This window comes from Sandarakinorhabdus sp. (assembly GCF_040398645.1).
Taxonomy (GTDB): Bacteria; Pseudomonadota; Alphaproteobacteria; order Sphingomonadales; family Sphingomonadaceae; genus Sandarakinorhabdus.
On the sequence record NZ_JBBATR010000023.1, the window covers coordinates 30,749 to 45,475 of the forward strand.

A 14,727-nucleotide genomic window follows, 5' to 3' on the forward strand; every position below is an offset into this window, starting at 1 on the left:
TTGTCGATGATGATCCATTCGCCCGCGCTCGGGCAGATGGAGGTTAGGGAGTTCATGGGCAGCGTGGCGACGCTGATCGTCGGCGGCAATGATACCACCCGCAATTCGATGTCGGGCATGATCGATGCGTTCTCGCGCTGGCCGGACCAATGGGACAGGCTGGTTGCCAATCCGGACCTGATTCCAAACGCCGCCAGCGAGATTATTCGTTGGCAATGTCCCGCGGCCCATATGCGCCGCACCGCGACACAGGATGTTGACTTCCGCGGTCAGCTCTTTCGCACGGGCGACAAGATTGTGCTCTGGTATCTCTCGGCCAATCGTGATGAAACCGTGTTCGATGACGGCGAGCGGCTTTGTGTCGACCGTGACAATGCACGGCGTCATCTGTCGTTCGGTCACGGTATCCACCGCTGCGTCGGCGCACGCCTGGCCGAATTGCAACTTCAGATTCTGCTTTCCGAAATGATCGAACGAAAGCTCAGGGTCACGGTTGCCGGGCCGGTGGAACGCGAAGCGCATCCGTTCCTCAGCATGATCAAATCGCTTTTCGTTACGATTAGCAGGGCCTGAGGCGCGCATCCGCCGATTTGCCAGGAGCGGGCCGTCCGGATGCGGTCCAACCCTTAGCATTCGACAACGGTGCTTGGTCACACCGGCGAACGTCGGCTTCTGGCGAAGCCCACGTTCAGCGATGCCGTCAGCGATGGCAGCACTATCCCAGAAGCGGTCATAGCATGACGGGCATTCAAAACGCCGCCTTCCTGCTCCCTCTCGCAGCAGGTAATTGACAGTTTGGGCTACCGGGCGAGCGGCTGGCCTTGATTGGCTCGGAATTGCCGCGTGCTATCGCCCCGCCCGCGCCCGCTCGAACAACCAGACGCGCACGGCGCTCGACAGGTTGGTGGTGCGCGCTTCGTCAATTTCGGCGACCAGTGCGGCCAATGCTCTGCCTTCCTGTGCTGCGGCTTCATTGAGCGCGGCCCAGAATATCGGTTCCAGGGTCAGGCTGGTGGCGTGGCCTTGGATGGTGAGGCTGTATTTTTTTGACAAATGCTCACCATTCCCGTCGCGAGAGACTCGCGCGCCGGCGCTGCGGGGTGCGGGGGTTGCTTTTGTGGCAACCGATGTGCACCTTCAATGGCCGCTTGCGGCGTATCTCGCCTTCTCCCACGGGGGAGAGGGCGAACGATCAATACATATGCTGCCCGCCGTTAATCGACATCGTCGAACCGGTGATGAAGCCGCCGTCTTCGCTAACCAGAAAGCCAACCGTGCGGGCGATTTCGCTGGCTTGGCCCAGGCGGCCGACCGGGATTTTCGCCACGATCTTGGCCAGCGCTTCCGCCGGCACCGCCGCAACCATGTCGGTATCGATATAGCCCGGCGCGATGGCGTTGGCGGTGATGCCGAAACGCGCACCTTCCTGGGCCAAGGCCTTGGTAAAGCCGTGGATGCCGGATTTGGCCGCCGAATAATTCACCTGGCCATATTGGCCGGCCTGGCCGTTGATGCTGCCGATCTGCACGAACCGGCCAAAGCCGCGCTCCTTCATGCCGGCAAAGGTCGCCTTGGCCATGTTGAAACTGCCGCCCAGATTGACCTGGATCACTTCGTTCCAGGCCTCCCAGCTCATTTTCATCAGCGTGCCGTCGCGGGTGATGCCGGCGTTGTTGACGACGATATCGATGGGGCCAAGCTCGGCAGCCACCAATGCGCAGCCATCGAGGCAGGCCTGGTGATCGGCGACATTCCACTTGTAGCTCTTGATGCCGGTGCGTTCGGTGAACAGCCGCGCCTTTTCATCGCTGCCGGCGAAATTGGCCGCAACGGTGATGCCCATATCCTGCAATGCGATGCTGATCGCTTCGCCAATCCCGCGTGTGCCGCCGGTTACCACTGCCACCCGTGCCATATCGAAACCCACCCCTTCGTTTGCGCGCCTGCCGCATTTTGCACGACTTGTGTTGCCGCACCTTGGGACGAATTTTCGGGCAATTCAATATGGGTTCACACCCAACCGGACAATTCCCGGCCAATAATTGCCTCGAGCATGTCCATGCCCGTGTCGCTGGCGTTCAGGCAGGGCAGATAGGCAAAATTGCTGCCGCCCGCTTCCAGAAACTCCTCGCAGCCTTCCATCGCGACTTCTTCAAGGGTTTCCAGGCAATCGGCCGCGAAACCCGGGCAGACGACCACGATCTTTTTAAAGCCCTCACCCGGCAGGGCCAGCAGCGTATCGTCGGTGTAGGGGCGCAGCCATTCGGCCCGGCCAAAGCGCGACTGGAACGTCACCCGCACCGGCATGTCCAGCGCTTCGGACAGCAAGCGCCCGGTCTTGCGGCACTGGCAATGATAGGGATCGCCGGCGTCCAGCGTGCGGCGCGGCATACCGTGGAAACTGGTGACGATCAGATCGGGCGTGAAATCCAGGCCAGCCAGGCCCTCCCGCACCGATTTGGCCAGCGCGGCGATATGATCGGCGTTGTCATAATAGGGCGGCAGCGTGCGCAACGCCGGCTGCCAGCGCATCGCCATCAGCACGCGCGATGCCTCGTCCACCACCGTGGCATTGGTGGCGGCCGAAAATTGCGGATACATCGGCGCCAGCAAAATCCGGTCGCAACCGGCCTTCATCATGGCCTCCAGCCGCTCGCCGATGCTGCGGGTGCCATAGCGCATCGCCCAATCGACCATGACGCCCGGCCCCATGCGGGCTTGCAGCGATTCGGCCTGCCTGCGCGTGTACACGGTGATCGGTGAGCCGTCGGGCAACCATACCTTGCTGTAATTGGCAGCAGCTGTGCGCGGCCGGATATTGAGGATGAGCAGATTGAGGATCGGCTTCCAGAATACTGCCGGCAGCTCGATCACGCGGTTGTCGGACAGAAATTCCCCCAAAAAGCGCCGCACCGCCGGCACGGTGGGCGCATCGGGGGAGCCGAGATTGACCATCAACACGCCAACCCGCCCGGCCTTTACGGGCACATGGTCGGCCGGCAGGGCCAGCGGCGAAGTGATGCTCGGGGCGGTCACGGCTTGATCCTTCACGCCGGAAAAAACGGCAGATTGCGCCACCGGCGCCCAGTGGCGGCAAACAGGGCATTGGCCACGGCAGCAGCGATCGGCGGCGTGCCAGGTTCGCCTACCCCGCCCGGATCGGCATCGGACGCAATGATGCGCACATTTATTTCGGGGCAATCGTCCATGGCAATCATGCGATAGTCGTTGAAATTAGTCTGCTCCACCCTGCCATCCGCAAAACTGATGCGGCCAAAAAGCGCGGCGGACAGGCCATAAAGGATGCCGCCTTCGATCTGGGCCACAACTGTATCGGGATTGATCACGCGGCCGCAATCGATGGCGGCCCAGACCTTGGTGACGCGCGGGGGCTGGCCCGCAGCGACATTCACTTCGGCGATCTGCGCGACGATGCTGCCAAAGCTTTCGACCATCGCGATGCCGCGCGCCACCACTGGCTGGCCCGGCGCGCCTGGCGCGCTATCCTGAGACTTTGCGCTGGCGCTGTCTCGCCCCAATGGGCCGCCCATCGCCAGCACCGCAGCCACCACAGCGGCGTGGCGCGGCTGATCCTTCAGCATGGCCAGCCGGAAACTGCCGGGATCAAGGGCGGCACTTGCTGCGAGTTCGTCCACAAAGCTTTCGACGATGAAGCCAGTGAAACTATGGCCAACGCTGCGCCAGAAGCCCAGCGGCGCGCTGCAATCGGCCAGGCAATGCTGCACGCGGATATTCGGGATGGCGTAGGGCAAATCCACTGCACCTTCGATGGCGCCGGCACCGGCCGATGGGCGGCCGGCAAAACTGCCGAGGTTGCGGCCGGCAAAGCCGGCGCCGGTGTCCGGAACGGCAATCGCGGCATTCCAGCCGGCGATGCCGCCCGGCCCGGCCTTGCCGTGCAGGCGGGCGGCGACTGCGGGCCGATACATGTCGTGGGCGAAATCTTCTTCGCGGCTCCAGATCAATTGCACCGGGCGGCCGGCGGCGCGGGCGATCAAGGCTGCTTGCGCGCAGGCATCGCCTTCCACCTTGCGGCCAAAGCCGCCGCCGATAAGCGTCGGGTGCACAACCACATCATCGGCGCTGATATCCAGCGCCTGCGCGGCGGCGCGGGCAGACAATGTGGCGCTTTGGGTTGGCGCCCAGATTTCGGCGCGGCCATCCACCACGCGGGCAGTGGCCGTCATCGGCTCCAGGCAGGCGTGGGCCAGAAATGGCAATGTATATTCGGCGGTGACCACGCTGCCGCCGGCCATCACAGCGGGCACATCGCCATCGTCGCGCACGATTTTGCCAGTGCTGCCAGTAGGGCCAAAGGGCTTGCCATCGGCCAGCAGCGCGGTGCGCAACGCAGCCTCCTGCCATGGCCCCGGCGCTGGCCCGGCGGCATCGGCAACCGGCTGCCATTTGATGGCCAGGCTTTGCAGGGCAGTGTGCGCGGCAAACCAATTGTCGGCCACGCAGGCGACAAAGCCGGCCTCCTTCACGACACGCACGCCCGGCGGCAGTGGCTGGGACGTGTGGCTGGCGGCCGCGGCGCCGATCGGCCCCTGGCTGATCGCGGCAAACGCCATGCCGGGCAGGCGCACATCCGCGCCAAACTTCGCCGAGCCGTCAACCTTGGCGGGCACATCGAGCCGCAGCACCGGCCGGCCCACCAACGACCGCACGGTGCGCAGCGTTGGTTCACGCGGCGTGTCGGCCACGTCGATATCGGCAACCAGCGCATGGAACGGCAGGCGGTTGGCCTTGTAGAGCACAAAACCGCCGGCTGTATCGATATCCTGCCAATTCACCTGCCAGCGCCGCGCCGCGGCCTTTACCAGCAATTCACGGGCCGCGGCGCCGGCCTCGCGCAGCGGCGCCTCCCAGGCGCGCACGCTGTTTGAACCGCCGGTAATCTGCAGGCCGAGCACGCGCGCCGCGCGCCGGCCGGCGGCCAGCACAATCGAGCGCAGCGGTTCCGACAGGCCGGCCGCCGCGCCCAGTGCCAGGCCGGGATTGGCATAATCAGGGCCGAGCGGCGCTGGCTCCACGGCCATGCTGCGCCAATCCGCGCCCAATTCATCCGCAACGATCTGCGCCAGCGCCGACCATATGCCCTGCCCCATTTCGGCCTGCGCCGCTGCCACGACGACGCGGCCATCGGCGCCGATCTTGATATAGGCATTGATCAGCGTGTCGCCCGGCGCCGCCGTCCAATTCGGGCGCGACGCGCGCGGCCACAGCGCCCAGCCGACAGCCAGCCCGCCGCCGGCCACAGCTGCAACCAGCAATGTGCGGCGGTTGACAGCGGCAGCCAGCGCCTTGCCAGGCGAACGGCGGGACGGCGGCAGGGTCAGGCGATTTGCCCCAGCAGATGCTCAGCCGACGACACGCCAAATGCGCCCGCCGGCTCGACATTCAATTCAGCAACAATGCCGTCCTTGATGATCATCGAAAAGCGCTGGCCGCGCACGCCCATGCCAAAATTGCTGCCATCAAAGGTAAGGCCCAGCGCCTTGGAAAAATCCCCATTGCCATCGGCAATCATCGTGACATTGTCGCCGATGTTGGCCGATTTGCCCCAGGCGGCCATCACGAACGCATCGTTGACCGACACGCACACGATTTCATCAACGCCCTTGGCTTTCATGGCCGGCGCATTGTCGACATAGCCGGGCAGGTGGCGCGCCGAGCAGGTGGGCGTGAACGCGCCCGGCACCGAAAACAGCGCAACCGTGCGGCCGCCAAACAAATCGGCGGTGGTCAGCGGCGCCGGGCCGTCGCCTGTGGCCTTGACCAACGTCATTGCGGGAACAGTGTCGCCAATCTTGATCGTCATGTTGTGCCTCCAAGCAAAAATCGCGTGTGTGTTGTCCTAGCCGTGGCCTTGGCTGGCGTCCAGCACGGGCCTATGGTTGCAGCGATGGATTCGCCCCGATTTCTGTCAGGCCAACTGCTGCTGTCGATGCCGGGCATCGGTGATGATCGGTTTGATCGGACCGTGATTGCCATGTGCCTGCACGATGATCAGGGCGCGTTGGGGCTGGTGGTGAACCGGCCACATCCGGAGATCAGCTTTCATGGCGTGCTGGCGCAGCTGGATATTGATCCCGGCGCTGTGCCCGATGTGCCCGTGCTTGCCGGCGGGCCGGTGGAATCGGGGCGCGGCTTTGTGCTGCATGATGCAGATTATGCCGCCGCTGGCACCATTCGGGTCGGCAATGCCTGGGCGTTCACCAGCACCCTCGATATTCTAAAGGCGATTGCGCAGGGACGTGGGCCGCGCCGCTGGCACATGGTGCTGGGCTATGCCGGCTGGGGCGCCGGCCAGCTTGAAGGCGAGATGCGGCAACACGGCTGGCATCTCGCGCCGCCCGATGGACGTTGCGTGTGGGACACGCCGGCCGATCGCCGCTGGGAACGCGCCTTTGCCATCACCGGGGTGGCAGTGGCCAATTTGTCCGCCACGCCCGGCCGGGCCTAGCGCGTCAGGCCATCACGAACGCATTCAGCTTGTTGCCATCCGGGTCACGAAAATAGCCGGCGTAAAAGCCCGTGTCGCCGCGCGGACCGGGCGGACCTTCGCAGCTGCCGCCATTGGCCATGGCGATTGCATATACAAGGTCAACCTGCGCTTGATCCTTGGCTTCGAAGGCAACCATCACGCCGTTGCCAACGCTGGCCGGATTGCCATCGAACGGCACAGTGGCTGCAATGCCTGCCGCGCCGCCGGGCGTGCCCCAAGCAATGAAGCTTTCGAAATCCATCATGCGGCCAACGCCGAACTCAGCCGCGATGGCATCATAGAATCGCGCCGCGCGACCAAGATCGCTGGTGCCTACCGTTACGTAGCCAATCATTGCCTTGCTCCTCCATAATCCAGATCAAGGTCGAGAACGTAAACGGAACAGGGCCGAGTCGGCAAGAGCGTTTTTGCGCCAGGCTGCCCACTGGCTTGCGCTGCTGCTGCGAAGCCGCTAAGCGCGCCCTTCGCATGAACCGAACGGCCTGGCCACAAGGGCTGCCATGGCCGTTTTTGATGCGTCTTTAAAAAGGAGACCAAAATGCCCAAGATGAAGACGAAGAGCGGTGTGAAGAAGCGCTTCAAGATCACCGCGTCTGGCAAGATCAAGCACGGGGTCGCTGGCAAGCGCCACCGCCTGATCAGCCACAACGCCAAATATATTCGCCAAAATCGCGGTACCAGCGTGCTGGCAAAGTCCGATACTGCCCGGGTTCACGCCTGGGCGCCCTACGGCATCAAGTAAGGAGGAACACCCATGCGTATCAAACGTGGTGTCACCACCAAAGCCAAGCACAAGCGTATTTTGGATCAAGCCAAGGGTTTTTACGGTCGCCGTAAGAACACCATCCGTATTGCCCGGCAAGCGGTTGAAAAGGCTGGTCAATATGCCTATCGCGATCGCAAGGTCAACAAGCGCAATTTCCGCGCCCTGTGGATCCAGCGCATCAACGCCGCCGTGCGTGAAGAAGGCCTGACCTACTCACAGTTCATGAACGGCGTGAAGATCGTCGGCCTGGAAATCGACCGCAAGGTGATGGCCGATCTGGCCATGAACCAGCCCGAAAGCTTCACGGCGATCATCGGCCAAGTGAAGGCGGCGCTTGAGGCAAAGGCCGCGTAACACGCGCCTGCTTCTCGCGACAAATGGTAAGGGCGCGCTGGCTTTGGCCAGTGCGCCCTTACCATTTGGAAAGCTTAACCTTAATTTAAGATCAATTCGCTAAAAATTCGGGATCGTCCGTTTCGGTTGATGAAGAGGCAATCCTGGAAGTTCGGCATCGATGATCTTCGCACGCTCTTTGGCATTGGCATTGGCAGTATCGGTTGCGGCCGGCCAGGCCGACGCGGCCACGTTGGCAACGCCGCTCAGTGGCGGCAACCGGAACGCAGGCATTCAGTTCGATGTGCTTGTGGGGCCAAGGAATCTCACCCTGACCGCCTTGGCCGTCAACATCGGGACGGCGTTTCATGACTATGCATTTTATACCATATTTGGCGGCATCGGTTCCAACAGTGCCAATGCCGCTGCCTGGACCTTGCGCGACAGCTTCACCGACGTTTCGGGGCAAAGCAGCAGCTATGCCAGGCCGGGCGAAGCCACCATGTTTGACATCGGCGATCTTCAGCTGGCCGCAAACACCAGATACGGTTTTTATTTCACCGCCACGACGAGGTCGGGCAGCACACGGGTCATTTACAGCAACCAAGCCATGAACACCGTGGTAACAGGCCATAGCGATATCACCGTGTTCAGCGGCATCGGCAAGCGCCTCGATTTTGGCGGCGGCAACATGGGCCGCGCCTTCAATGGAACATTGGCGTATTCGGTCGATCCGGTGCCGGAACCGGCCAGCTGGGGCATGCTGATCACCGGCTTCGGTTTTGTTGGCGCAGCCGCCCGCTGCCGCCGTGCGGCCGGTATCGCAATCGCCTGAAATCCGCTGCGGCTGCCGTTGGCAGCGGCAATCACGTTCGGCGTTTTTCAATCGGGCAGCTTGGTTGCTGTGGCCCTTGCGCAAGGCCGGAGGCTGGCTTAACCGCTGCTGCCCATGAGCACAGACCGTCTGCGAGCCGAAACCCTGGCGGCCATCGCTGCCGCTGCCAGCCCTGATGCGCTGGAGGCCGTGCGCGTAGCTGCGATGGGCAAACAGGGCCAGATCACGCAGTTGCTCAAGACGCTGGGCGGCATGAGCCCTGTTGAGCGCGCCGTGAGCGGCCCGGCTTTCAACGGCCTGCGCGAAGCCGTGGCTGGCGCGCTTGCCGTCCGCAAGGCGGCGCTTGACGAAGCCGCACTGAATGCAAAGCTCGCGGCCGAACAGCAGGACATGACGCTGCCCGTTGCGTTGCCGCCAACCGGCAGCATCCATCCGGTCAGCCAAGTGATGGACGAACTGGCCGAAATCTTTGCCGATCTGGGCTTTGCCGTGGCTGATGGGCCGGAAATCGAGGACGATTGGCACAATTTCACGGCGCTCAATATACCCGAAAGCCACCCGGCGCGGGCGATGCACGACACATTTTACATCGCCCAATCGCCGGCCGACAAAAAGCTGGTGCTGCGCACGCACACGTCGCCCGTGCAGATCCGCACGATGATCAGCCAGGCGCCGCCGATCCGCATCATCGCGCCGGGCCGTGTCTATCGCAGTGACAGTGACGCTACCCACACGCCGATGTTCCACCAGATCGAAGGGCTGGTTATCGACAAGGGGATCACACTGGCGCACCTGCGCTGGACCCTCGAGACGTTCATCAAGGCGTTTTTCGAGGTGGATGATGTCGCCTTGCGGTTTCGCCCCAGCTATTTCCCGTTCACCGAACCTTCGGTGGAAGTGGACGTTGGCTACAGCAGCAAGACCGGCAAGCCGGCCGGCGCTGGCCAGGTCGACAAATGGCTGGAGGTGCTGGGCAGCGGCATGGTGCATCCGCGCGTGATCGCCGCGTGCGGGCTGGACCCCGATGAATGGCAGGGCTTTGCCTTTGGCACCGGCGTTGATCGGTTGGCGATGCTGAAATACGGCCTCACCGATTTGCGCGCATTCTTTGATGGCGACATCAAATGGCTCAAACATCACGGCTTTTCGGCGTTTGATCTGCCGTCCATTTCCGCCGGAGCAACCCCGTGAAGTTCACCCTGTCCTGGCTGAAAGACCATCTCGAAACCAGTGCCAGCGTCGCGGACATCGCCGACGCGCTGACCCGTTGTGGCCTGGAAGTGGAAGGCATCGAAAACCCGGCTGATGCCCTTGGTGCCTTCACCATTGCGCATGTGATCTCGGCCGCGCGCCATCCGCAGGCCGACAAACTGCAGGTGCTCACCGTTGATACCGGCGCCGGTGCGCCCGTGCAGGTGGTGTGCGGCGCGCCCAATGCGCGTGCCGGCATGAAAGGCGTGTTCGGCGCGCCCGGCACCTATGTTCCGGGCAGCGGTCTCACCCTGAAAATTGCCGCCATCCGCGGCGTTGAATCCGCGGGGATGATGTGTTCGATGCGCGAGCTGGAGCTTTCGGACGAGCATGACGGCATCATCAGCCTGCCCGGCGATGCGCCGGTGGGCGCGCGCTTTGTCGATTGGGCCGGGCTGAACGATCCGGTGTTCGATATTGCCATCACGCCCAACCGCCAGGAGTGCCTGGGCGTGATGGGCATTGCCCGCGATCTGGCTGCGGCGGGCATCGGCACCTTGAAACCGCGCGACATCCCGCCCGTGGCCGGAAGCTTCGCGATGCCGCGGCCGATCCGCATCGAAGACGCTGAAGGCTGCCCGGCCTTTGCCGCGCGCGTGGTGCGCGGCGTGCGCAATGGCCTATCGCCGGACTGGCTGCAACGCCGGCTGCGCGCTGTGGGCCTGCGCCCGATTTCGGCGCTGGTGGATATCACCAATTTCCTGTCCATCGATGCCGGCCGGCCGCTGCACGTCTATGATGTGGCCAAGCTGAACGGCGGCCTCACCGCCCGGCGGGCGCGGGCTGGCGAAACCATGCTGGCGCTGAACGGCAAGACCTATGCGCTGGATGACAGCATGACCGTCATCGCCGACGACCGCGAAGTGCACGATATCGCCGGCATCATGGGCGGCGAACACAGCGGCTGCAGCGATTCCACCACCGATGTGTTGATCGAATCGGCCTACTTCACGCCCGAACGCATTGGCACCACTGGCCGCGCGCTGGGCATCAACAGCGATGCACGCGCCCGTTTCGAACGCGGCGTCGATCCGATGTTCGTGGTGCCTGGACTGGAGTTTGCCACACAGATGGTGATCGATCTGTGCGGCGGCGAAGCGTCGGACCTGGTCGTGGCGGGTGCAATTCCGGATACGGCGCGCAGCATCGCCTATCGGCCTGCACGCGTGCTTGGGCTCGCCGGGCTGGATGTGGCCGAAGACGAGCAGGCCGATATTCTGAGCCGCCTGGGCTTTGGCGTCACGCGCTGCGAACCGTGGCAGGTGGCGGTGCCGCCGTGGCGGCGCGATGTGGACGGCGAGGCCGATCTGGTCGAGGAAGTTGTGCGCATTCACGGCCTTGACCGGGTACCGGCAACGCCGCTGCCGCGCAACGCCGGCGTGGCCGTGCCCACCGCGACACCGCTCCAGCGCAGCCAGCGCCGCCTGCGCCGGGTGCTGGCTGGCCGCGGCCTGGATGAGGCGATCACCTGGAGCTTCCTGCCGCCAGCCGACACCGATGCCTTTGGCGGCGCGGCCTTTACGCTGACCAATCCGATTTCGGCCGATATGGCCGCGATGCGGACCAGCTTGCTGCCGGGCCTGCTGAGCGCAGCGGCGCGCACCATGGCGCGGGGTACTGCCAGCGTGCGGCTGTTCGAGCTTGGCCAGCGCTATCTGGCCGATGGCGAACATCCAAGTGCGGCGCTGCTGCTGGCTGGCGAAGCCCGCGCCCGCGACTGGCGCAATGGGCCGGCGATCAGGCCTGACGCCTATGATGCCAAGGCCGAGGCGCTGGCGGCGCTGGCGGCACTGGGCGCGCCGGTGCAGCGGCTGACGGTGGCCGCGCCCGCAGACAATTGGTGGCATCCCGGCCGGGCCGGACGGTTGCTGCTCGGCAAGGTTGTGCTTGCGGATTTCGGCATAATTCACCCGCGTGTGTCCGCCGGTTTTGACGTGAAGGGCGCCGTGGCAGCCGTTGAGCTTTACCTTGATGCACTGCCGCCGCGCAGCCGCAAGCGCGAGCCCTGGGCACCCAGCCCGCTGCTGCCGCTCACCCGCGATTTCGCGTTTGTTGTTGGTGATGCCGTGCCGGCCGATAGCCTGCTTCGCGCGGTGGCCAGTGCCGACAAATCCCTGATCACGGCTGTAAAGATGTTCGATCGTTACACAGGGCCCGGGGTTGAACCAGGCAAGCTCAGTCTGGCGGTGGAAGTGACGCTGCAGCCGACAACGACAACCCTCACCGACGCTGATATCGATGCCGTGTCTGCCAAAGTCGTGGCTGCGGCCGCCAAATTGGGGGCCGTGCTGCGCGGTTGAGGCGCCCAGCACGGCCGGGGATTGATAGCTGAGCCTTAACGGCCAAGGCTTAACGAACCGGCTGCGCGGCCTTCACGTCCTGCTGGGTAACTGGCGACAGACGAATTTCGACCCGGCGGTTTTGCGCGCGGCCGGCTTCGGTGTCGTTGCTGCCAATCGGGAATTGCGCGCCATAACCGCGCGTCGCGATTCGTGCGCGCTGCACGCCCCGATATTGCAGGTAATCCGCAACAGCCGCCCCACGGCGTTCCGACAGAGGAAGGTTGATGGCATCGCTGCCAGTGGCATCGGTATGGCCGGTCACATCGATGAACGTGGATTGATAGCTGGCCAGCGTCTGCGCCACCTGATCAAGCGCGGGGCGCATCTCAGGCCGCAGATTCGCCTGATTGCTATCAAAGGTGATGCCGGATGGCAGCTTGAGGGCGATTTCCTCGCCGTCCCGCGCCACTTCAATGCCGGTGCCGGCGGTGCGCTGGCGCAGCTCCCGTTCCTGCTTGTCCATGTAACTGCCCACGGCGCCGCCTGCGATGGCGCCAAGACCGGCCCCGATCAACACTTCGGCGCGATTGTTGCGGCCGCCCAATATGGCGCCCAGCAGCGCCCCGGCGCCAGCGCCGGCGGCCACGCCGCCGCCAGCGCGCGTGATGCGCTTCTGGCCGGTGTCCGGATCAGTCACGCAGCCGCCGAGCACCAGCGCGCCGGTCAGCAGGGCCGTCACTATCTTGTTGTTCATCGGTCATCCTAATGTTTTGAACTGCTGCAGTGCGCCGACCAAAGTGGCCGCAAGGTGAACAGGCTTTGCAGCCAGCGGGCGCTTCCCTTATGGTGAAAACGTGCGGGCAGCCTGGCCCCGCGTTTTGTGCACGGAGCCCATGGGCCCCTTCCCCTGGCTGGATGCCGCCATCATCGCTGGCCTGATCCTGCTGAACGGCTTTTTTGCCATGTCGGAACTGGCCATCGTGTCGGCGCGGCGGCCGCGGCTGCGCGCCATGCAGGCGCAGGGCGTCGCCGGTGCCAACACGGCGCTGGCGCTGGCCGAGGACAGCAGCCGCTTTTTGTCCGGCGTGCAGATCGGCATCACGCTGGTTGGCATCATCAACGGTGCCTATTCCGGCGCAACGCTGGCGCTGCCGGTGGGCGAACGGCTGGCGCTGGTGTTCGGCCTGCCGCCGGCCGCGGCCGCAGAGGTTGGCTATGGCGTGGTGATCGCCATTGCCACCTATTTGTCGCTTATTGTCGGGGAGCTGGTGCCCAAGCAGTTTGCGCTGCGATCGCCGGAAACCATCGCGGTGATGGTGGCGCCGTTCATGCTGCAATTTGCGCGGATAACGACGCCGTTCGTCTGGGTGCTCGATCAATCCAGCCAATTGGTGTTTCGCCTGCTGCGCCAGGACCGTGACAACACGCAAACCGTGACCGAAGCCGAATTGCGATCGGTGGTGGCCGATGCCACCAGCGCCGGGGTGATCGAAGCCGAGGAAAGCCAGATGATCGCGGGCATCATGCGGCTGGCCGACCGGCGTGTGCGCGGCGTGATGACTCCGCGCGGCGAGATTGATTGGATCGATGCCGATTCGGGCGACGCGGAAGTGCGGGCGCAGCTGGCAGCGACGCCGCACACGCGGCTGCTGGTCGCGCATGGCAGTGTGGACGATATCATCGGCGTGCTGCAGGCCCGCGATGTCGTGCAGGCCCTGATCGAAGGCCGCCCGCTCGATCTGGTGGCTCTGGCCCGCCCTGCCCCGGTGCTGCCCGATGTGCTCGATGCCGTCGATGCGCTGGTGGCGCTGCGCGATTCGGAGATTCCGATGGCGCTGGTGCATGATGAATATGGCCATTTCGAAGGCATCGTCACACCGTCCGATCTGCTGGCCGCCATCGCCGGGGCGTTTCGCAGCGATATCGATGACATCAACGATCCGCCCGCAGTGGAACGCGACGACGGCAGCTGGCTGATTTCCGGCGCACTGCCCGCCGACGAACTGGCCGAAACCTTGGGCCTCGCCCTGCCCGACGAGCGCGATTACGAAACCGCCGCCGGCATGGCGCTGGAACAACTGCGCCACCTGCCCGAAACCGGCGAGAAATTCCGTTTCAGTGGCTGGCAGTTCGAAATCATCGACATGGATGGCCGCAAGATCGACAAATTGCTGGCCAGCCGGGTATCCGATGGGCAATTGCCGCTGGCGTGAGGCCGGTTCGCCGGGAAAAAGGCTGAAGGTAGAGCCTCCGGCGGGCAGGGGTGACCCCTGCACCCATTTGTTGGTTTGGTGCCATATTTCGACAGCTGGGATCGAACCAAAACGAGAGAGGTGCAGGGCTCAGCCCTGCCCGCCGGAGGCATTCTTGCTTCACTATTGGTCTGTATCAAAACTCAGCATCAGCCCTGTTTTTTCTCGGTGCCGGCATAAGGCGGCACCGACGCAGCGACGGGATCGAGCTTCACCCAGAGCGATATGCCCGCCGCGAGGCTGACCGCGATGGCGGCGGCAATCAGCGCCGGGCGGCGCGGGCCAGCGGGCAGCAATGGCGCGAGCAAGGCCAGCGCCGGCACCAGCAGCACAGTTGTGCCAGACGGCATCGGCGCGCCAATGCCCAGGAATGCGAAGTGAAATAATTCACCGGTCAGCGTCAGGCCGGGCACGGCGAGCAGCGCCGCCGGCGCCAACTCGGCAAGGCCAGGCGCATCCGACGGTGAACCAGTGCG

At 64.1% G+C, this 14,727-nt stretch carries 15 protein-coding genes and 1 pseudogene; 8 read left to right on the forward strand and 8 right to left on the reverse strand.

The window, feature by feature from the left end; genetic code table 11:
- A partial coding sequence (locus ABWP50_RS07365) for a cytochrome P450 (RefSeq protein WP_353217348.1) occupies window positions 1–573 on the forward strand: 573 nt, incomplete at its 5' end.
- A gap of 273 nt (window positions 574–846) precedes the next feature.
- On the opposite strand, the gene ABWP50_RS07370 is transcribed toward ABWP50_RS07365, so the two are convergent.
- The 5 genes from ABWP50_RS07370 to ABWP50_RS07390 all read right to left on the reverse strand — a co-directional run bounded on the left by ABWP50_RS07370 (window position 847) and on the right by ABWP50_RS07390 (window position 5,845).
- Window positions 847–1,053, reverse strand: coding sequence for a ribbon-helix-helix domain-containing protein (locus ABWP50_RS07370; protein ID WP_353217349.1), 207 nt, complete (start codon window positions 1,051–1,053; stop codon window positions 847–849).
- A 139-nt stretch (window positions 1,054–1,192) separates the two neighbouring features.
- Window positions 1,193–1,915: an acetoacetyl-CoA reductase gene (phbB, locus tag ABWP50_RS07375; RefSeq protein WP_353217350.1), complete on the reverse strand. Its 723-nt coding sequence runs from the start codon at window positions 1,913–1,915 to the stop codon at window positions 1,193–1,195.
- Between the two features lie 95 nt (window positions 1,916–2,010).
- Complete coding sequence (gene hemH, locus ABWP50_RS07380; RefSeq protein ID WP_353217351.1) at window positions 2,011–3,036, reverse strand: ferrochelatase; 1,026 nt, start codon at window positions 3,034–3,036, stop codon at window positions 2,011–2,013.
- 11 nt (window positions 3,037–3,047) lie between these two features.
- Complete coding sequence (locus ABWP50_RS07385; RefSeq protein WP_353217352.1) at window positions 3,048–5,297, reverse strand: xanthine dehydrogenase family protein molybdopterin-binding subunit; 2,250 nt, start codon at window positions 5,295–5,297, stop codon at window positions 3,048–3,050.
- A 62-nt stretch (window positions 5,298–5,359) separates the two neighbouring features.
- Window positions 5,360–5,845, reverse strand: a complete 486-nt coding sequence (locus ABWP50_RS07390; protein WP_353217353.1) for a peroxiredoxin — start codon at window positions 5,843–5,845, stop codon at window positions 5,360–5,362.
- A gap of 84 nt (window positions 5,846–5,929) precedes the next feature.
- On the opposite strand from ABWP50_RS07390, the gene ABWP50_RS07395 reads away from it, so the two are divergent.
- A complete protein-coding gene (locus ABWP50_RS07395) occupies window positions 5,930–6,490 on the forward strand; it encodes a YqgE/AlgH family protein (protein WP_353217354.1) in 561 nt (186 codons plus the stop codon).
- Between the two features lie 4 nt (window positions 6,491–6,494).
- On the opposite strand, the gene ABWP50_RS07400 is transcribed toward ABWP50_RS07395, so the two are convergent.
- Window positions 6,495–6,866 (reverse strand): VOC family protein, encoded by a 372-nt coding sequence (locus tag ABWP50_RS07400; RefSeq protein WP_353217355.1) that lies wholly within the window; start codon window positions 6,864–6,866, stop codon window positions 6,495–6,497.
- Window positions 6,867–7,070: 204 nt separating this feature from the next.
- On the opposite strand from ABWP50_RS07400, the gene rpmI reads away from it, so the two are divergent.
- The 5 genes from rpmI to pheT all read left to right on the forward strand — a co-directional run bounded on the left by rpmI (window position 7,071) and on the right by pheT (window position 12,017).
- A complete protein-coding gene (gene rpmI / locus ABWP50_RS07405) occupies window positions 7,071–7,274 on the forward strand; it encodes a 50S ribosomal protein L35 (RefSeq protein WP_353217356.1) in 204 nt (67 codons plus the stop codon).
- Window positions 7,275–7,286: 12 nt separating this feature from the next.
- On the forward strand, window positions 7,287–7,652 hold the full coding sequence (gene rplT, locus ABWP50_RS07410) for a 50S ribosomal protein L20 (protein ID WP_353217357.1): 366 nt from the start codon (window positions 7,287–7,289) through the stop codon (window positions 7,650–7,652).
- Window positions 7,653–7,812: 160 nt separating this feature from the next.
- On the forward strand, window positions 7,813–8,466 hold the full coding sequence (locus tag ABWP50_RS07415) for a PEPxxWA-CTERM sorting domain-containing protein (RefSeq protein ID WP_353217358.1): 654 nt from the start codon (window positions 7,813–7,815) through the stop codon (window positions 8,464–8,466).
- A 114-nt stretch (window positions 8,467–8,580) separates the two neighbouring features.
- Window positions 8,581–9,657 carry a phenylalanine--tRNA ligase subunit alpha gene (gene pheS / locus ABWP50_RS07420; RefSeq protein ID WP_353217359.1) on the forward strand — a complete coding sequence of 359 codons (1,077 nt, stop codon included), beginning with the start codon at window positions 8,581–8,583 and terminating at the stop codon, window positions 9,655–9,657.
- A complete protein-coding gene (gene pheT, locus ABWP50_RS07425) occupies window positions 9,654–12,017 on the forward strand; it encodes a phenylalanine--tRNA ligase subunit beta (RefSeq protein ID WP_353217360.1) in 2,364 nt (787 codons plus the stop codon). The genes pheS and pheT overlap by 4 nt, the downstream gene beginning before the upstream one ends.
- A gap of 49 nt (window positions 12,018–12,066) precedes the next feature.
- Here the strand turns inward: pheT and ABWP50_RS07430 are convergent, their stop codons facing one another.
- A complete protein-coding gene (locus ABWP50_RS07430) occupies window positions 12,067–12,753 on the reverse strand; it encodes a YiaD family glycine zipper/OmpA-like lipoprotein (protein ID WP_353217361.1) in 687 nt (228 codons plus the stop codon).
- Window positions 12,754–12,892: 139 nt separating this feature from the next.
- Between ABWP50_RS07430 and ABWP50_RS07435 the strand changes: the two genes are divergently transcribed.
- Window positions 12,893–14,212, forward strand: coding sequence for a hemolysin family protein (locus ABWP50_RS07435; protein ID WP_353217362.1), 1,320 nt, complete (start codon window positions 12,893–12,895; stop codon window positions 14,210–14,212).
- 188 nt (window positions 14,213–14,400) lie between these two features.
- On the opposite strand, the pseudogene ABWP50_RS07440 reads toward ABWP50_RS07435, so the two are convergent.
- Window positions 14,401–14,727: pseudogene (locus ABWP50_RS07440) on the reverse strand (hypothetical protein); the annotation flags it as partial.